The sequence below is a fragment of the Sphingopyxis sp. GW821-FHT12F08 genome (assembly GCF_058806755.1).
The window spans coordinates 215925-234447 of sequence record NZ_JBXAQA010000005.1 but is presented as its reverse complement, the minus strand read 5'-3'; the positions used below and the strand labels follow the sequence as shown (position 1 = coordinate 234447).

Sequence of the window (18523 nt, the reverse complement as noted above, 5' to 3'; positions counted from 1 at the left end):
GTGGGGTGAGTTGCCGATCCTCCCCGGAACGGGGAGGGGGACCATGCGAAGCATGGTGGAGGGGCACAGGAGGCCACCGCTGCGTTAGACTGCACGTGCCCCTCCACCACCCTCCGGGTGGTCCCCCTCCCCCTCTGGGGGAGGATCGCTATGTCCTCCCCCACTTCCCCCTTGCCGCCCCAGCCCGCACCCGCCAATAAGGCGCCCATGGCCGTGATCGTCACCAAACCCGCCAATGTCCGCGACCTCGGGCCGGTCGACGCGTCGGCGCTGCGCGACCGCGTCATCGCGATTTCGGACCGCACCTGGGGGCAGGAAGACGCGCTGAAGGAAAATGATTTCGAGGTTTTCCACCACACCCGCCACATCGTCTTCCGCTTCACGCCAGGCAACCGCGACCCCGAAGATCATTACGAGAATCCCGCCTGGTACGTCTGGCGCGGACTGCTCCAGCCGGTGATGGACGCCGCGATCGTCCCCTATGGCTTCGCCGACCCAGCCTTTCCGAAGGCGATGCTCGCACGGCTCGAGGCGGGGCAGAAGATCGACCTCCACCGCGACGGCGCGGGGTCGAACCTGCGCACGCACAAGATCCACGTCCCGCTGATCACCAATCCGGGGGCCTATTTCCTCTGCGGCCCCAATCGCCATCATCTCGGCTATGGCCATGCGTGGGAGGTCAACAATATCGCCCCGCACGGCGGCTTGAACGAGGGCGACGCCGACCGCATCCATTTCATCTTCGAAGTCTTCGACCGCGCCGCCACCGAAAGCGCCGCCGCCGAGACCGCACCCGCGAAATGACGGCGGGCCATTATTATTCGCATTACGGGTTCAACCTGCGCTCGGACCTCGCGCTACCGCACCTGCTCCCCGGCGATCCCGCCGCGCCGGTCGATGCCGAGATCCGCATCGCCCCCATCCCCGCCGACCGGCTCGGCGACGCGCTGCATTTTCGCAACTGGCGCGCCGAGCCTGGCGAAATCCTGTTCCATGCCTTTGGCATCTGCCGGCTGCTCATCGCAAATGGCGCCACGATCACCGTCGAGCGCGAGGCCGGCGCGACCGACGCCGCGCTCGTCTCGATCATCCTCGGCACCGGCATGTCGGCGCTGCTGATGCAGCGCGGCATCGTGCCGATGCACGCCTGCTCGATCGCCAGCGACACCGGCGCGATCCTCGTCATCGGGCGCTCGGGCGCGGGCAAGTCGACGCTGCTCGGCGGGCTGATGGCGGCGGGCTGCACGATGCTCGCCGACGATGTCACCGGGGTGACCGTCGATGCCGGCGGCGCGACCGCGATCCCCGCCTTTCCGGCGATGCGACTGTGGACCGACAGCCTGTCGCTGCTCGGCAGGGACGGGGACGACAAGGTCCAGGTGCGCGAGGATATCGAGAAATATTATGTCGGCGTCGACCGCTTTCGCGCCGATCCGATGCCGGTGCGCGCGGTCGTGCTGCTCCAGGGACATAATGGCCCCGCGATCACCTCGCGCCCGGTCGCGATGGCGAACCGTGTCGAGGCGCTCGCGCGCTATGTCCATCGCAAGAATTTCCTGCGCGGCCTCGGACTCCAGCGCTGGGGTTTCGACGCGGTCGTCCGCCTCGCCCGGTCGGTCGACATGGTCGCGATCGGCCGCCCGATGCTGGGCGCGACCCCCGCGTCGATGGCGGCGGCGGTGATCGATCATTTCGGCATCGACCCCGCGCTCGAACCGGCGGCGTGACGCGCGCGGTGCCCCGCTCGCTCGTCTGGCTCGCCTCCTATCCCAAGTCGGGCAACACCTGGTTGCGCGTGATGCTCACCCATCTGCTCCACGCGCCGGGCGAGGATTTCAGCGTCAACGCGCTCGCGGGCGGGATCGTCGGCGGCGACCGCCATGCGCTCGACGACGCCTGCGCCATCTCCTCGGCCGAGATGACGCCCGCCGAGCTCCTCCCCTATCGCGCCCTGCTCCACCGCCAGATGGCGGCCGAGGCGGCGGCGCCCTTCTTCGTCAAGACGCACGACCAATATGCGCTGAGCGCCGACGGCACCGCGCTGTTTCCGGCGGACGCCAGCCGCGCCGCGATCTACATCGTGCGCAACCCGCTCGACGTCGCGCTCTCCTTTGCGCACCACAGCCAGCAGGACCTCGACGCCACGATCGCGCGCATGGCCGACGCGCACGCGACGCTCAACGTCTGGCCCGACCGGATCAGCGATTTCCTGCCCGTCCATCTCGGCAGCTGGAGCGATCATGTCGCCAGCTGGACGCGGCAGCAGGCGATCCCCGTCTGCCTCATCCGCTACGAGGACATGCTCGCCGATCCCGCCGCCGCGCTGGCGCGCGTCGCCGCGGCCGCCGGGATCGACACCCCCCCCGAAGCCATCGCCGCCGCGGCCCGTGCAAGCAGCCTCGAAAGCCTCCAGGCACGCGAGGCGGCCGAGGGTTTTTCCGAAAAGCCCGCCAACATGCCGACCTTCTTCCGCAGCGGCCGCGCCGGCGAATGGTCCTCCGCGCTCAGCAAAGCGCAGGTGGTGCGCATCGTCACCGATCATCATGACCAGATGGCGGCGCTCGATTATCTGCCCGCTTCAATCGCTTGACGCCCCATGTCCCCGCTCGCTATCGCGGCGTCGGGGTAGAGATTTGGGGGGAAGGCATGACAGCCGCAATTTCGGGCAGCACACTCGTCACGCGCAATCCGTCGATACTCTTCAACGATTTCGACGACGGGCTGATGATGATGGACATCGACAGCGGCAATTATTTCGACATCGATTCGGTCGGCGGCCGCATCTGGGCGCTGATCGAAGCCCCCGCGACGCTCGATACGATCTGCGAATCGCTGGTCGCCGAATATGATGTCGAAGCGAATGTCTGCCGCACAGAAACAATTGGATTCATTGAGGAGCTGGCCGAAAAAGGCCTCGTAACGCTGCAGGAGTCCTAAGTATTTGGGACATGGGCCTATTGCCTTGACGCAAGGGTCATTCTGTCCCACTATGAGAAGGTATTTGTCATTGGGGTGGCAAGGGCCGAAGGCTATGCTGCCGGCATCAGCGTAAAGAGGGGGAAGTCATGACCAAGACCATAGAAACTCGCACGCCGCGCAAGGATTGGCAGAAGCCCGAACTGCGTTCGGTGATCCCGGCCGAACGCACCCGCGGCGGCGGCGGCGACATAGAAGACCAGGACGACACTTTCTACGACGCGTCCTGATTGCGACCGGGCGCCCGAAGGCGCCCGTCACTTTCCTTTTCGGACCCGTTAGACGGCCGCGCGGCGCGCGGCCGTTGCGTTGTTGCCGTGCCCTGCACTTCGGCGCCCTCGCTTGACGCCCGTCCGCCGCTCGGGCACGGCTGCGTCGTCGGGGATCCTCTGGAACCGGACGGACAATCTGGGCGGATCGATCAAGCGCAATGCATCGATTATGTGGTACCATCGACCGTCGGGGCGCGCCCGCTGATCCCACGGCGATCGCCGCCGCGCTCGGCCCCGATGCGACGACCGAAACGCGCGCCGCCGCCGCTTTCGGCGCCGTCGCCACGATGCGCACCGCCCCACCGCACGATGCCCTTATCCTTTCGGACGGCCTGTTCGTCGTCGCCGATGCGCGCATCGACGGCCAGGCCGACCTCCGCGCCGCGCTCGGCGATCTGGCGCCCCCGGCCGATGCCTGCGCCGCCGCGCTCATCGCCGCCGCCTGGCGCCGCTGGGGAACCGGCTGTCCGCAACATCTCCACGGCGATTATGCCCTCGCGCTCCACGACGCCGCGACGGGCGAAAGCTTCGCGGCGCGCGATCATGTCGGCGCGCGCCCCTTCTTCTATGCGCTGGAGGGCGACCGCTTCGCCTTCGCCAGCGATTCCGCGACCCTGCTCGCGCTCCCCGGCATCCCCGACGATCTCGACGAGGATTTCGTCGCCACCACGCTGCTCCACCGCGAGTTCCAGCCGCTCGGCCGCAGCTTCCTGCGCGCCGTCCGCCGCCTCGAACCCGGTCACCGCCTGCACATATCGGGCGGCTCCGTGCATATCGATCGCTGGTGGCAGCCCGAGGCGATCGCGGTAAACGAGACGGCCGGCGACGGCGAAACCCTCGCGCGCTACCGCACGCTCGTCGAACAGGCGGTGACCGACCGCCTCGCCGGCGCGACGCGCGTCGCAGTCCACCTCAGCGGCGGGCTCGATTCGTCGCTCATCGCCGCGCTCGCGGTGCCCGAGCTCCGCCGGCGCGGGCTCGCCGATCCGCCGGGCTATAGCTGGCACCTCGTCGACCCGCAGGCGACCCCCGACAGCGAGCCGGGGTGGAGCGAGGCGATCCGCGCCCATCTCGGGCTCGAGCTTTTCGCGCCCACGCTCTCGGCCGATGAAATGACCGCGCTGTTCGCGCGCGACTGGACGCGCGGCCCCGACATCCGCAACCTGCTCCACGAAGGCGCGACCCAGCGCGAGGCCGCGGCGCGCGATATCCAGGTCATCCTGTCGGGCTGGGGCGGCGACGAGGGCGCCTCGTTCAACGGCCGCGGCCATCATCCGAAACTCTTCGCGACCGGCCGCTGGGCGACGCTCTATCGCGACGCGCAGCGCCCGGGTCTCGTCGCCGGCCTCCGCACCATCTATCAGGCCGGCCGCCGCCTCGGTCGCGAATATCGTCCGCGCCTGCCGATGCGCTGGCGCCACCGCTCGGGCGATAGCCTGATCGACCCCGGCTTCCTCCGCCGCGCGCGCCTCTACCCCGTCCCGCGGCTGCGCGAGTTCGGCGTCCGCCACACCCAGCATTATCTGCTGCGCTACAGTTCGACGACCGCGCGGCTCGAGGATTGGGCGATCAGCGGCGCCGCGCACGGCCTCGACTATCGGTTCCCGCTGCTCGACCGCCGCCTGCTCGAATTCATCTACACGCTGCCGCCGCGCATGTTCCGCCGCGGCCCGATGCGGCGCTGGCTGATCAAGCAGGCAAGCGCCGGCCTGCTCCCCGAGGTGGTCCGGCTCAACAACAGCAAGAAAGAGCCGCTGCGCGTCGCCTGGATGGAAAAGGCACTCGGCGAGGCGATGATCCGCATCGCCGACCGCCTCGACGCCGCCGAGACGCCGCCGGCACGCGCGCGCTACCTCGACATGGCCGAGGTGCACAAACGCCTCGCCGACGCCCGCCGCACCGGCACCAGCCGCGATTCGGCGCTGCGCCTTGCGATCCAGTTCCTCGACATCCCCCTCGATCCGGCAGCGCCGCGGCCATGATCCTGTCGTTCAGCCGCCGCTTCGCCTTCATCGCGATCCCCAAGACCGCGGGGCACGCGCTGCGCACCGCGCTCCGCCCGCTGCTCGCGCCGAACGACTGGGAACAATGCACATTGTTCGACAAGCGCTATTTCCCCGTCGCCCCGCTCGCCGCGATCGGCCACGGCCACCTCAGGTACCGCGACGTCGCGCCTTTCCTCCTCCCCGGCCAGTGGGACGGAATGACCAGCTTCGCGGTCGTCCGCTCGCCTTTCGACCGCTTCCTCTCCTTCGCGCGCTTCGCCTGGCGCAAGGGCGACGCGATGGAGCGCGACCCGCTCGGCACGATGAAGCGCGCGATCGAAGGCGACCGCGGCCATATCCTGCTCCGCCCGCAGCATGAATTCGTCTGCGACGCGCATGGCGCGATCCGCACCAGCCTCCTCCTCCGCCACGAAAATCTGGCGGCGGATATGGCACGCCTCTCGGCCGTTCTCGGCGCGCCGCTTGCACCGCTCGAGCCGGTAAATGTCTCGCCCGAACGCCCGGGCGCCGCGCTCGATACCGAACTGGCCGACATGATCCGTACCCGCTACGCGCGCGACTTCGCGCTCTTCGGCTACGACCCAGCGGCCGCGCCATGACCGTAGCGACGCTCGTCACCGTCTCCTCGCCCGATTTCCGCATCGGCACCGAGGTGATGCTCGCGAGCTTCCTCGCCACCAATGCCTGGTTCGACGGCGACATCCTGATCCTCCACAGCCGCCTGTCCGAGGCCGACCAGGCCGCGCTCGCCGCCGCCTTTCCGCGCCTGTCGTGCCGCACCGCCGGCCCGCGCCTGATCGCCGCGATCGATGCCCTCGTCGCCGCGCACCCGCATCTCGCGAGCCGGCGCGACCGTTTCCTCAGCCTCGAGACCCTGCTCCTGGGCACGCCGGGCAAACACATTTTCGCCGACAGCGACCTGCTGTTCCGCGGGGATGTTTCGGCGCTGCTCGCCAGCGATGCGCCGCTCGTCGCCGCGCCCGACGCGGCGATGCTGCGCGGCAACCAGCGCGACGCCGACACGCTCGCCGAGGTAGCAGCGGTGGGCGACACGCAGGCCAGTTTCAACGCCGGATTGCTCGTCTACGACCCTGATCCCGCCACGGCCGACGCGCTCTGGCCCTTGCTCGACCCCGCCGGCTGGTCGCGCATCGCCTCCCAGCACACCGACCAGGCGGTGTGGAACCTGCTGCTGCGCGACCGCGTCGAACTCGTCGGCACCGGCTTCAACCTGATGATCGGCCACCGCGCCGCCAGCTTCGCGCACGAGGCGGTGCCGCTCGCCGACGCGCAGGTCCTCCACTTCAACGGCGCCGCCAAACCGTGGCGCCCCGACCGCCACGCCGACGCCATCGCGCGCGACCCGGCTTATGCCGACGCGCTCCGCCTGTGGGCTGCGGCGCGCGCCGACTGGCTGCGGAACCGCGCATGATCGCCGGCGCGGCGGGCGCAGTGCGGCGCCACCTGTTCCTGCTCGCGCCGAACAACAGCGGCTCGACCTTCCTCGCCGCCGCGCTCGCCGGTTGCGCGCGCGCCTGGTCGCTGCCGCGCGAGGGGCAGCATGTCGCGGGGTTCCGGGGCCCAAGCTCGCGCGGCACCGGCACCCGCCTGCTCTGGGCGGCCGACCCCGTGTCGGTCGCGCGCTTCCGCGATGCGTCCGCCTATGACTGGACACGCTCCCGCCGCGCCTGGGAATTCCACGCGCGCGCACAGCGCCCGGGCGCCGACACGCTGGTCGTGGCGTCGCCGCCCTTCCTGCTGATCGCAGACGGGCTCGCCGCCGAGTTTCCCGATGCCGCCTTCTTGGGTCTGGTGCGCAACCCCTATGCGGTCGCCGAGGGTATCGTCCGGCGCGGCGCGGCGGCGGGTCCGGTAGCGCCCGGCGGCAGCATGGCCACCACCGCCGCGCGCCACATCGTCGCCGCGCTCGAAGCGCAGGAGGCGAACCGCGCCGCACTCGGCCCGCGCGCCGCATTCTTCACTTATGAGGAGATGTGTGCCGCACCCGATGCGGTGGCCGCGCGCATCGCCGCGCTCGTTCCCGAACTCGCCGACCTCGACCTCGCCCGCGCCCGCCCGGTCAAGGGCCGCTACCACGAGCCGCTGCGCGACATGAACGCCGACCAGATCGCGCGCCTGACCCCCGACCAGATCGCCGACCTCGATGCCGTCTTCGACGCGCACCGCGCCTTGCTCGCGCGTTTCGGCTACGACAAGGTCGGCCCATGACCGAAACCGCGCGCCCGCTGTGGATTTTCCTCCACGTCCCCAAATGCGGCGGGACGACGCTGAAGGCGCATCTCGAACGCCATTTCGTCATGGACGAGCAATTGGTCGAATTTTCGCACTGGGGGCGCAGCTATCGCAAGACGCACGGCCGCGCTGATTTCGCCGATCGGCCGCCGGAGGAACGCGCCCGTGCCGAGATCCTCTCGGGCCACCAGACCTGGTACGGCATAGACCGCCTCGTCCCCGGCGTGCGCGACCCGCGCTATTTCACCGTGCTGCGCGATCCCGCCGAGCGCTGCGTCTCGCTCTATAATTTCCGCTGGAGCCGCGGCCACGCGCCCGACGATTTCGAGCGCTGGTACGCCGACCATTATCTCGTCGAACAGCGCGACTATATGGTGCGCTTCTTCGCCGAGGCGCTCTACGGCACCGCGCTGCCCACGGACGACGCGCAGCGCTTCGCGATGGCGCAGCAGCTGCTGACCCGCTGCTGGTTCGTGACCACCACCGAGCGCTGGAACGAGGGACTCGACTTCCTCTGCGGCGCGATGGGCATACCCACCGACTGGCAGCATCACCGCGCCGCGGGCGATTCGGCGCAGCTCCCCGCCTCGCACCCCTCGCAAAGCGAGGTGGTCGCGCGCCGCCTCGCGCTCGACGACGATCTGCGCGCGCGCATCCGCGCCGACTCGCCCGGCGACGTCGCGCTCGTCGACTGGGTCCGCGCGCGGCGCTGGCCGCTCGCCGATTGACAAGCGCCCCCCTCGCGGCGACAGACGCCAAAGAGGGGAAGAGGCCGGAATGACCGCAAAAATGCTGCGCCCGACATCGTTCGACGTCGCCGAACGCGCGGGCGTCTCGCAATCGACCGTTTCGCGTGCGCTGCGCGGCAGCCCCGGGGTCAATGCCGAGACGCGCGCGCGCGTGTCTGCCGCGGCGCGCGAACTCGGCTATGTCGTCGACCGCCACGCCTCGTCGCTGCGCCTCAAGAGCAGCGAGACGATCGCACTCGTCACCATCTGCCGCCCCGGCGAGGACCGCAGCGCGATCAACCCCTTCTATTTCGCGCTGCTCGGCAGCATCGCCGAAGCGACCTCGGCGCGCCGCTTCAACCTGCTCGTCAGCTTTCAGGAAAGCCCCGCCAATTTCCGCGCCGACTTCGTCGCCTCGGGGCTCGCCGACGCGATGATCGTCATCGGCACCACCAGCAACCGCCCGGCCTGGGCCTATTTCGCCGAGGCGCAGGCCTCGGGGCTCGACTTCGTCTGCTGGGGCAGCCCCGGCGACCCCTTCCACTGGATGCGCAGCGACAATGACGCGGGCGGCCGCCTCGCCGCCGAACATCTGGTCGCGCAGGGACGCCGCCGCATCGCCTTCCTCGGCCCCGCCGACTCGGCGCAGCGCCAGTTCGACGAGCGGCGCGAGGGGCTCGTCGCCGCGCTCGCCGGCCATGGCATCGAACCGATCGTCTGGCCCGCGGTCTCGGCGACCGACCGCCATGCGCAGGGCGTCCGGGGCGTGCGCGACCTGCTCGCCGCGCATCCCGACGTCGACGCGGTCTTCGCCGCGACCGACATGCTCGCCCTGGGCGTGCTGCAGGGGCTGAAGGAAGCGGGGCGCAGCGTGCCGGACGACGTCGCGCTGATCGGCTTCGACGGCATCCGCGCCGGCACGCTGGCCGACCCCGCGCTCACCACGATCGAGCCCGACCTCGACGCCGCGGGCGAGGCGCTGGTAGCGATGGCGCTCGAGGACGACGAACACGCCCGCGACGGCACGCGTGTGCCGGTGAGGCTGGCGCTGCGCGGGAGTGCTTAACGGAAGGCACGCGGCAAAGGTCCTCCCCACCGCGAAGCGTTGGGGAGGGGGACCGCGCCCGCAGGGCGTGGTGGAGGGGTCGAAAGGTGGCACCGACGCCTGACGGCGTCGCCCCCTCCGTCAGCGCTTCGCGCTGCCACCTCCCCATCGCTGCGCGTGGGGAGGATCCATAACCCCCAACCCGAAACCGCCCACCCGATCGCTTCGTCGCTTCCCCGACGGCATCGTAACGGCTTATTATCCCTAATCTTGTCACGCCGCGCGCGAGAGGCAGTCAGCCAGTGCCGGGTCAATTCTTCATCGCGTTGCTCAACCCGGGCATGGGCCTGTTGCTTGGCGTCGCCTTCCTGCTTTTGTAGCGGCACCGCCGCGACCAGCGCTATCTCCTGCTCGCCGCGCTCGGCTATGTCGCGATGGCGGCGGGCTTCCTGATCCTCGACTTCGCGCCCGTCCTGCCCTTCGAGCTTCAGCGGCGGCCCGCAAACATCGGCTTCCTCGCCGCCGCCTGCCTGATCGCGGGCGCGGCGATCGGGCGCTTCCGCCTTCCCGTCCCCAGGCGCGCGATGGCGGCGATCTGCGGCGTCGCGCTCGCCGTCTTCCTCTGGTTCCTGCTTGTCCAGCCCAGCATCACCCACCGCGTGCTGACAATCAGCATCGCGCTCGGCCTCGTCGCGCTCCAGATCCCGCTCGCGCTCCGCCGCGTGCCGCGCGCGCATCTGATCGACCATGTGATCTTCTGGGTCGGCATGCTGTCGGCCGCCAATTTCATCGTCCGCCCGCTGCTGATCATCGCGCTCACCGGCGGCTTCTCGAGCTACGCCGGCTTCCAGCAGTCGGTCTATTGGACCACCGTCCAGTTCACCCAGGCGATGATCTCGATCCTCTTCGCGCTGAGCCTGATGGTCGCCGCTGCGATCGACCTGATGGCCGAGCTCCAGGAACAGGCCGACGGCGACGCGCTCTCGGGCTTGCGCAACCGCCGCGGCTTCGAAGGCGCGGCGAGCGCCGCAGTCCACGCTGCGGCCGACGACGACCGCGTGCGCGCCTTCACCCCCGCGCCGGTGCCCGCCTCGCGGATCGCCGCCGCCTCCTGAGACGCATGTCCCAATCGCCGCGCACATCGCGCTTGCGAAGAGCGGAGGCGACATTTTGTGCATTGCACACTAACCATGCTTATACTAACATAGCTTAGTATAAGGTCTCACAGGGGTAACATCATGCGTCTCGCTCTCTCCCTCGCCGCCGCCTTGTTCGTCGCGGCGCCGGCGCTCGCCACCGAAACCGCAACTCCCGCCGCGCTCGAACGCGCGCCCAGGCAGGGCGAAGTGCTCCGCGACACCGGCGGCCGCCTGATCGGCAAAGTATATCAGGCCCAGCCCTCGGGCGCGGTGCTCGCAATCGTCAACGGCGCGACCGTCCGCATCCCCGCCGACACGCTCAGCATCGTCGACGGCAAGCTGGTCACCACGCTGACCAAGGGCGAAGCGCTCAAGCAGAAGTAACCGCAGCGCGCCGGGCGGGGGACAGGCTCTCCCCTCAGCCCTCGTCCGGCTCGCACACTGCGGTCTCGGCCCCATCACCTCCGAGATTCGCGGTGATCCGCCCCAGCATCGCGTGGAGCGCCGCGCGTTCCGCGGCGTCGAAGCCCGCGAGCGCCGCGGCTTCCTCTTCTTCGCCGATGCGCGTCAGCTCGTCGATCAGCGGCTCGATCGTGGCGGTCAGCCAGATGCGGTGCGCGCGGCGGTCGGCGGGGTCGGCGCGCCGCTCGACCCAGCCCGCCTCGACCAGCTTGTCGATCGAGCGCCCGACGGTGACCTCGCCGACCTCGAGCAGCCCCGCGACCTCGCGCTGCGTCGCGCCGGGGCGCCGCCGCACGCAGGCGATGGTCTGCCACTGCGCGCGCGTCAGCCCCAGCGGCACGACGCGCCGGTCGAAGCGCAGCCGCAGCATCCGCGACAGCTTCATCACCTTCATCCCCAGCGCCTTGTCGTCGTCGACCGCCTGCACGCACATCCTCCCCATGTCGCGCGCGACTGTCGCCGACCGCGCGACGCGGCGCAAGAGCTTCGGGACGGTCAGCCCTTCGGTTTGCGCGCGATCACCTTGACCTCGACGATCGCGGTCGGCTCGTAGAGGCGCGAGATGCCGATCGCGGTCCACGCCGGCGGCGGGCCCTTCACATGGCGGTTCTTGACCGCGACGAAGGCGTCGATCTGCGCGGGCAGGTCGGTGTGGAAGGTCGTCGTGTCGACGACATCGTCCCACGACGCCCCCGCGCGCGCCAGCACGTCGGCGATGCGGACGAACACGCGTTCGAAGGCCGGCTCGAGCCCCGCCTCGCCCTCGCGCGGCGCGGCGACCACGCCCGAGAGATAGATGGTGTCGCCCGCGATCACCGCATCGGCAAAGCCGACCTCCTCCTGAAAGGCGCGCGCCTTGGGATCGACCGGCATGATCACATCGGCCGCCTGACGCGCCGCCGTGGGCGCCGCGAACGGCAGGGCCAGCGCGGCGGCGGCGAGCGCGGCATATGGGCTTCGCATGATCATCTCCCCTCTTCGGATCCTGGGGGCGAAAGGTGACAGGCGGGGCGTGCGGGCGCAAGCGCCCTGCCGAGCGGCCGGCCCGTCTTCATGGTCCTCCGCGTCGCCATGCCGCGGGCCGGGTCGTCCCGTGGCCAAAGTTCAGTAAAGTTCAGCCCAATGACGATGCCGGGGATGCGATTTTTTCTAAACTTGCACAAACAGGCGAGGTGCTCGTCGGGTGTCGTCGATCGGCTTGCTCCCCTGCCGCAGCGAGGTGGCGGGGGAGCGCCCGTTTCGGTTGTCGCCGCCGCCCGGCACTACTGCTTATCTCCTCCGCGGAATCCTCGCCACCTTACACCATAGTCCATCGCCCGAATCGCTTGGAAATAATTGTCGACAGTATGAACCTATTTGGATAAATTAAGCAAGGGGAAGTTTCCGGCAACAGCCGTCTTCATGGGCTTCCATCGAAAGCCGAGCCATGCTTCGGTCAAACTGAACCCCGGCTTTCGCCGGGGACCGCAAACATTAGGGCTGGGGCCGCTTTGGTCGGCATATTCGCCACGAAGAGGGCTTCGGAAGTCCGCCCTCGTTTGGACGCGTCACCCGCAAGAACGCTTGATCTCCATACCTGCCGATAATGCGCAAGGTCTTTGTATAGCGCGCGCACGCTCTCATGATCAGCATTTGTCACGACAACACAGGTCCCTCTGGCGATGGCGCGGGCCACCGCTGCTCGAAGACGCAGTTGGTCAGCCCATGAAAATATGTTCTCATTGTATTTCAGAAAGCCATTCATGTTGTGATTTGCCGTGTACGGCGGATCAACGAAAAGAAAATCGCCGGCCATTGCTGAGTCTATCGACGCCTCGAAATCGGAGCATCGGATCTCAGCTGACGCCAAAGAGGCAGCGACCGCTTCTAACTCGCCCGCTCCAAAAGCCACAGATGTCTTCGTTCCAATTGGAACATTGAATTTTCCTTCTCGATTCACTCGGTACAGGCCGTTCCAGCATGTGCGATTGAGGTAGATAAATCTTACTGCCGCTTCGATGTTGTTTGCCGGTCGGCTATCACGGACCTTATAGTAGTGTTCCTTACTATGCTGGCCGTGATGATGAGATAGCCCGGCCGTGATTAAATCTACGTGGTCCCTCAACTGTACATAAGCATTGATCAGTTCAGGATTGATGTCGCTCAAGAGAGCACGAGCGGGATGCGTGGCGAAGAATACCGCGCCACCGCCAAGGAAAGGTTCGATATACCGGGCGTTGGCATCGGCGATGGGCAATTGATTGCTCGCCACCAGCCAACGCTTGCCGCCAGCCCATTTTAGGAACGGGTATGCTCGCTCAGTCATCTGAAGCTCCAAGCTTTTCGTAAAGCTCAGAAGCTATCCAGTTAACGAACTCCACGTCCTCATCGTTATATTCTCGCAATTCGTTCTTGTGCGCGGCAATCTTTCTAAGATCGTTGAGCCGTCCAATCCATCCGGTATAGAACTTTTTTCCCTTTTTCTCACCTTCCATAGGGTGATTATATATTCCTTGAAAGTGTAGCCAGTTATTTTCTTGCTCCATTATCGATTTAAGATGAATTGTGTCTAAGTACGCCTCTTTCCTTTTTCTCCTATCTTCTGGGTCATCTTGCTGCTTTTCGTAAGCCCTCTTGCGGACCTCTTTGCTTTGCACTCCTTTGTCCCAATATGCGGGCTCACCTGAATCAAGGATTTGCTCACCGTGCACGCTCTTAAGCGTACCGACGACATGATTGTGCATTAATTCGGTCAACTTTAGTATCGTCGCCGTAGTTTCTTCTACCACCTCTGTGGCACGCGCCCTCTTCCGCTGGAGAAACTCTTCAGTCCCGAACTCGGTATTCACTGCGTTGATTTTCTCAACAATTCCATACCAGTAATCTCGAACACCTGCGTCACCGAATTTGCGAGCGAAGGAGGCCGCGACGTCTTGGTCAGATGCCGTTTTCACGAAGACCAGAAATGGCTTGATGACGGACGTGATCTCTTCAATGATTGCGTCTGCAGTTGCTGAATCGAAGTCCATCGCTTTCTTATGCCGCACAAAAGCCATGATTTCCGGAAGCAGTCGAAGGTGTGCTCGAATGCCAGGGTTGACGCATATATAGCCGGTCCTCCCTGACTCCCAACGCGAAGGATTGGCCGCGCGAATGGCTTCAAAGTAGCCATTCAGCACGCGACGACAGCGCTCGATCGTCTCCTGATCGGTCGCCGCCGATAACGGGCCTGGAGCCAGCTTACTATGCAATACCCTTCCGATCAGCGCACTGGACTTGAGCCCTTTAACAGCCTCAGATATCGTCAAATTCTCTCTCGGTTCCGCCGGAACGTCGGGTTTAGAAAATCGACCGCCAAGCGGACTCGTAAGGTCTGCATTAATTGTACGGACTATTGCAGAAGACAGCGCGGACAAGCCGGTAGAAGGATTCGGGTCCCCCATACGCAGATCCGCTAACAACGTTAGAAGAAGACCGGGAGGAACGCTCTTTTGCTTGTGGTTGATCGTAATAAAAAGGTCGGCCTCCTTGCGAGAATCCATTCCCTTGAAAGCCAATACGAACAGACTATGGTCTAAGAACTTATCATCGAGATCAGTGAATCCATATAGTCTGTGTTGACCATCTATGATCCACAGCGATCTATATTTTGATGGAATCGTAAGCCAGCCGAACTTGATCGATTCATCTGTGTTTTCCTTATTTGGCAAGAGATCGAATTTTGGCTCGGATACGAAGTTTGCGAGAATATTAGTTGGGAAAAATCCCCCATCTTTAATGTATCGTCCAATTTCTTTTATACGCTTCGACGAAACCATCCTTTGATAAGCGGGTTTACCATCCGGATGGTTGAAAGCTTGATGGTTCACAAAGGACACTTTGAGAAGATCACGTGCCGTGGTTACGAAGCTATAAAAAGTGTAGCCGCCAAGCTTTCCCCGTATCGCGGGAATTCTTGTTCCAGCCAATCCGGGAATCTTGGTGTCCTTGAGAAGCTCACCTAAGAGCTGATATCGGCCTGCCGTCCCCATGTGCGACAAGAATGCTTCAAAATAATTCAGCTCATTCTCAGTGACAATGTAGACATTTGCGTCTCGAGCCCGGGCGATGTCAGCGTCAGACCAGATCACGTTGCAGGTGACGTACATCCAGATGATTTTTGGCTTGGGTTTATTCGTGAACCCAGAATTGATCGAGTCCCGAATATAAGACTGCAGCGCGCGTGTCTCTTCGAGATCCTTTTGCAGGGATCGACGTCCCCGCTCTCCACGGGATTTGCATTCCACGACGATAGCCGTCTCATCATCGAAGCCGAAAGCGTCGATTTGCTTTTTACCCTCTGCGCCTGTTCCGCGCTTGAAGCGGATGACGAATTTTTCGCGGCTCAGATTAGAGTATCCCATCCGGTACAGAAGCACCCAAGCGCGGTCTTCGAGTTGCTGATTATGGAATTTTGGACGCCGAATTTGGCTTTTGCGTTTACCACTGCGGCTGAGTTCCCACCCCTTCGCTTGATGCTCTTCCACGTCCGCAGGGTGAACGGACCGCGTTTCAAACTTGCTGTTACGCGACCTAAAAGCGGAAGCCCTTTCAGCGACGTTAGTCAAAACATCGTGCGCTAGATGGGACGTCTCGTTCAGAACCTCGACAGTCTCTGCATTCTCCGCCGACATATCCCTCCCCTTATTGATCCACCTCTCTCCATTTTTGACCTGCGAAGTGCAAGGGTCTTCTGGTTCAGGTTGATCAATATTGGTGGAGCACGCCCAAAGGTCGAGCTTGAGGTGACGAAGCTGTGAACGACGACTTTTCTCAGCGCCTCCGCGTCTCCGCGCCAACCAACCTCCCCCACCCCCTTGCAATTCCCCTCCCCCGGCGTAAGGCGTCCCCAACAAAAACCGCGCGTGCGACTCCCGTTTGCCCCGCTCTCCCGGTCGGGCTTCGGGCGTCATTTCCCCGCCGCGCCCAACAGGGGACTGCAAGCCTATGACCACCACCGGCCAGGACACGCTGGGAACGCGCTCGACGCTCGATGTCGGCGGCAAGAGCTATGCTTATTATTCGCTCGACAAGGCCGCGGCGAAGCTCGGCGACGTGTCGCGGCTGCCGTTCAGCATGAAGGTGCTGCTCGAGAATCTGCTGCGCTTCGAGGACGGCGGCTTCACCGTGTCGACCGATGATGTGAAGGCGCTGGTCGACTGGCAGAAGGACCCGCATTCGAACCAGGAAATCCAGTATCGCCCGGCGCGCGTGCTGCTGCAGGATTTCACCGGCGTTCCGTGCGTCGTCGACCTCGCCGCGATGCGCGATGCGATCGCGACGCTCGGCGGCGACACGACCAAGATCAACCCGCTCGTCCCCGTCCACCTCGTCATCGATCACAGCGTCATGGTCGACGAATTCGGCCATCCGAAGGCGTTCGAGCAGAATGTCGAAATCGAATATTATCGCAACGGCGAGCGCTACGACTTCCTGAAATGGGGATCGAAGTCGCTGTCGAACTTCAAGGCGGTGCCCCCGGGCACCGGCATCTGCCACCAGGTCAACCTCGAGCATATCGCGCAGGCGGTGTGGTCGAGCGAGGACGCCGCGGGTGAAACCGTCGCCTATCCCGACACCTGCGTCGGCACCGACAGCCACACGACGATGATCAACGGGCTCGGCGTGCTCGGCTGGGGCGTCGGCGGGATCGAGGCCGAGGCCGCGATGCTCGGCCAGCCCGTGTCGATGCTGATCCCCGAAGTCGTCGGGTTCAAATTCACCGGCAAGCTCACGGAAGGCGTCACCGCGACCGACCTTGTGCTCACCGCGACGCAGATGTTGCGCGCCAAGGGCGTCGTCGGCCGCTTCGTCGAATATTTCGGCCCCGGGCTCGCCTCGCTGAGCCTCGCGGATCGTGCGACGCTCGCCAATATGGCGCCCGAATATGGCGCGACCTGCGGCTTCTTCGGCGTCGACGACAAGACGCTCGATTATATGCGCCTGACCGGGCGCAGCGACGAGAATATCGCGCTGGTCGAAGCCTATGCGAAGGCGCAGGGGCTGTGGATCGTCGAAGGGGCCGCGGACCCGATTTTCACCGACACGCTCGAACTCGACCTCGGCAGCGTCGTGCCGTCGCTCGCGGGGCCGAAGCGTCCGCAGGACCGCGTCTCGCTCCCCGACGTCGACGATGTGTTCAACGCCGACATGGTCAACACCTATAAAAAAGCGCAGACGCGCGTGCCGGTCGAGGGCGAGGATTTCGACATCGGCGACGGCGACGTCACCATCGCCGCGATCACCAGCTGCACCAACACCTCGAACCCCGGGGTGCTCGTCGCCGCGGGTCTGGTCGCGAAGAAAGCCGACGCGTTCGGGCTGAAGCCCAAGCCGTGGGTCAAGACCTCGCTCGCGCCGGGATCGCAGGTCGTCACCGACTATCTGGTCAAGGCGGGCTTGCAGAAGCATCTCGATAACATCGGCTTCAACCTCGTGGGCTATGGCTGCACGACGTGCATCGGCAATTCGGGCCCGCTCGCCGAGCCGATTTCGAAGGCGATCAACGAGAATGGCCTCGTCGCCGCGGCCGTCATCTCGGGCAACCGCAACTTCGAAGGCCGCGTGTCGCCCGACGTGCGCGCGAACTTCCTCGCCTCGCCGCCGCTCGTCGTCGCCTATGCGCTGAAGGGCACGGTGATCGAGGATTTCACCACCACCCCAATCGGGCAGGACCAGTCGGGTAACGACGTCTTCCTTGCCGACATCTGGCCGACCAACCTCGAAGTCGCCGAGGCGGTGGCGGGCGCGGTCGACCGCGACATGTTCGTCGCGCGCTATGCGCATGTCTACAAGGGCGACGAGCATTGGCAGAAGATCGAGGTCGAAGGTTCGGACACCTATCAGTGGCGCGCCGGATCGACGTATGTGGCGAACCCGCCCTATTTCGAGGGCATGACGATGACGCCGGCGCCTGTCGCCGACATTATCGACGCGAAGCCGCTCGCGATCCTCGGCGATTCGATCACCACCGATCACATCAGCCCCGCGGGCTCGATCAAGGCGGACTCGCCGGCCGGAAAATGGCTGATGGAACATCAGGTCAGCAAGGCCGACTTTAACAGCTACGGCGCGCGCCGCGGCCACCACGACGTCATGATGCGCGGCACCTTCGCCAACATCCGCATCAAGAATGAAATGGTCCCCGGCATCGAAGGCGGCATGTCGCGCTATGGCGCCGAGGTCATGCCGATCTACGACGCCGCGATGCGCCACAAGGCCGACGGCACCCCGCTGGTCGTCATCGCGGGCAAGGAATATGGCACCGGCTCGTCGCGCGACTGGGCGGCGAAGGGCACCAATTTGCTCGGTGTCCGCGCGGTGATCGTCGAGAGCTTCGAGCGCATCCACCGCTCGAACCTCGTCGGCATGGGCGTGCTGCCGCTCCAGTTCCTCGAAGGCCAGAGCCGCGAGACGCTGGGCCTGACCGGTGACGACCAGTTCACGATCACCGGCGTCGCGGACCTCAAGCCGCGCCAGACGGTGACGGTGAACGTCACGCGCCCCGACGGTTCGACCTTCGCCTTCGACACGCTGTGCCGCATCGATACGGCGAACGAGGTCGAATATTATATGAACGGCGGTATCCTGCACTATGTGCTGCGCAAGCTTGCGGCCTGAGCGG

General features: G+C 65.5%; 18 protein-coding genes. 14 read left to right on the top strand and 4 right to left on the bottom strand.

Annotated features, from left to right (window positions below; translation table 11 throughout):
- Positions 1 to 207: 207 nt before the first annotated feature.
- The 13 genes from AC1RNQ_RS15175 (at position 208) to AC1RNQ_RS15115 (ending at position 10803) form a co-directional block, all read left to right on the top strand.
- Positions 208 to 804 (top strand): aspartyl/asparaginyl beta-hydroxylase domain-containing protein, encoded by a 597-nt coding sequence (locus AC1RNQ_RS15175; RefSeq protein ID WP_493172294.1) that lies wholly within the window; start codon positions 208 to 210, stop codon positions 802 to 804.
- Positions 801 to 1727, top strand: coding sequence for a hypothetical protein (locus AC1RNQ_RS15170; protein WP_493172292.1), 927 nt, complete (start codon positions 801 to 803; stop codon positions 1725 to 1727). Before AC1RNQ_RS15175 ends, AC1RNQ_RS15170 begins: the two co-directional genes overlap by 4 nt.
- 8 nt (positions 1728 to 1735) lie before the next feature.
- Entirely contained in the window at positions 1736 to 2590 is an 855-nt protein-coding gene (locus AC1RNQ_RS15165) for a sulfotransferase domain-containing protein (RefSeq protein ID WP_493172290.1), read from the top strand.
- 56 nt (positions 2591 to 2646) lie between these two features.
- Positions 2647 to 2937, top strand: a complete 291-nt coding sequence (locus AC1RNQ_RS15160) for a PqqD family peptide modification chaperone (RefSeq protein WP_493172288.1) — start codon at positions 2647 to 2649, stop codon at positions 2935 to 2937.
- 128 nt (positions 2938 to 3065) lie between these two features.
- A complete protein-coding gene (locus AC1RNQ_RS15155; RefSeq protein WP_493172285.1) occupies positions 3066 to 3206 on the top strand; it encodes a hypothetical protein in 141 nt (46 codons plus the stop codon).
- A 200-nt stretch (positions 3207 to 3406) separates the two neighbouring features.
- Positions 3407 to 5230 (top strand): asparagine synthetase B family protein, encoded by a 1824-nt coding sequence (locus AC1RNQ_RS15150; RefSeq protein WP_493172283.1) that lies wholly within the window; start codon positions 3407 to 3409, stop codon positions 5228 to 5230.
- Positions 5227 to 5853 (top strand): sulfotransferase family protein, encoded by a 627-nt coding sequence (locus AC1RNQ_RS15145; protein WP_493172281.1) that lies wholly within the window; start codon positions 5227 to 5229, stop codon positions 5851 to 5853. Before AC1RNQ_RS15150 ends, AC1RNQ_RS15145 begins: the two co-directional genes overlap by 4 nt.
- Positions 5850 to 6686, top strand: coding sequence for a glycosyltransferase (locus AC1RNQ_RS15140; protein ID WP_493172279.1), 837 nt, complete (start codon positions 5850 to 5852; stop codon positions 6684 to 6686). Before AC1RNQ_RS15145 ends, AC1RNQ_RS15140 begins: the two co-directional genes overlap by 4 nt.
- Entirely contained in the window at positions 6683 to 7483 is an 801-nt protein-coding gene (locus AC1RNQ_RS15135) for a sulfotransferase (protein WP_493172277.1), read from the top strand. The genes AC1RNQ_RS15140 and AC1RNQ_RS15135 overlap by 4 nt, the downstream gene beginning before the upstream one ends.
- Entirely contained in the window at positions 7480 to 8235 is a 756-nt protein-coding gene (locus AC1RNQ_RS15130; protein WP_493172276.1) for a sulfotransferase family 2 domain-containing protein, read from the top strand. The genes AC1RNQ_RS15135 and AC1RNQ_RS15130 overlap by 4 nt, the downstream gene beginning before the upstream one ends.
- A 49-nt stretch (positions 8236 to 8284) precedes the next feature.
- The gene (locus AC1RNQ_RS15125) at positions 8285 to 9301 is read left to right on the top strand and encodes a LacI family DNA-binding transcriptional regulator (RefSeq protein WP_493172274.1); all 1017 of its coding nucleotides are present in this window, start codon (positions 8285 to 8287) and stop codon (positions 9299 to 9301) included.
- A 413-nt stretch (positions 9302 to 9714) separates the two neighbouring features.
- The gene (locus AC1RNQ_RS15120; protein WP_493172273.1) at positions 9715 to 10395 is read left to right on the top strand and encodes a hypothetical protein; all 681 of its coding nucleotides are present in this window, start codon (positions 9715 to 9717) and stop codon (positions 10393 to 10395) included.
- Positions 10396 to 10518: 123 nt separating this feature from the next.
- Entirely contained in the window at positions 10519 to 10803 is a 285-nt protein-coding gene (locus AC1RNQ_RS15115) for a hypothetical protein (RefSeq protein ID WP_493172271.1), read from the top strand.
- 34 nt (positions 10804 to 10837) lie between these two features.
- On the opposite strand, the gene AC1RNQ_RS15110 is transcribed toward AC1RNQ_RS15115, so the two are convergent.
- The 4 genes from AC1RNQ_RS15110 to AC1RNQ_RS15095 form a co-directional block, all read right to left on the bottom strand.
- On the bottom strand, positions 10838 to 11323 hold the full coding sequence (locus tag AC1RNQ_RS15110; protein ID WP_493172269.1) for a MarR family winged helix-turn-helix transcriptional regulator: 486 nt from the start codon (positions 11321 to 11323) through the stop codon (positions 10838 to 10840).
- 53 nt (positions 11324 to 11376) lie between these two features.
- Positions 11377 to 11844 carry a Rid family hydrolase gene (locus AC1RNQ_RS15105; protein ID WP_493172267.1) on the bottom strand — a complete coding sequence of 156 codons (468 nt, stop codon included), beginning with the start codon at positions 11842 to 11844 and terminating at the stop codon, positions 11377 to 11379.
- A 472-nt stretch (positions 11845 to 12316) separates the two neighbouring features.
- Complete coding sequence (locus AC1RNQ_RS15100) at positions 12317 to 13186, bottom strand: DNA adenine methylase (RefSeq protein ID WP_493172265.1); 870 nt, start codon at positions 13184 to 13186, stop codon at positions 12317 to 12319.
- A complete protein-coding gene (locus AC1RNQ_RS15095; protein WP_493172263.1) occupies positions 13179 to 15812 on the bottom strand; it encodes a DGQHR domain-containing protein in 2634 nt (877 codons plus the stop codon). Before AC1RNQ_RS15095 ends, AC1RNQ_RS15100 begins: the two co-directional genes overlap by 8 nt.
- Before the next feature lie 34 nt (positions 15813 to 15846).
- Here AC1RNQ_RS15095 and acnA point away from each other — a divergent pair, with 34 nt between their 5' ends.
- Positions 15847 to 18519: an aconitate hydratase AcnA gene (gene acnA / locus AC1RNQ_RS15090; RefSeq protein WP_493172262.1), complete on the top strand. Its 2673-nt coding sequence runs from the start codon at positions 15847 to 15849 to the stop codon at positions 18517 to 18519.
- Positions 18520 to 18523: the final 4 nt, after the last annotated feature.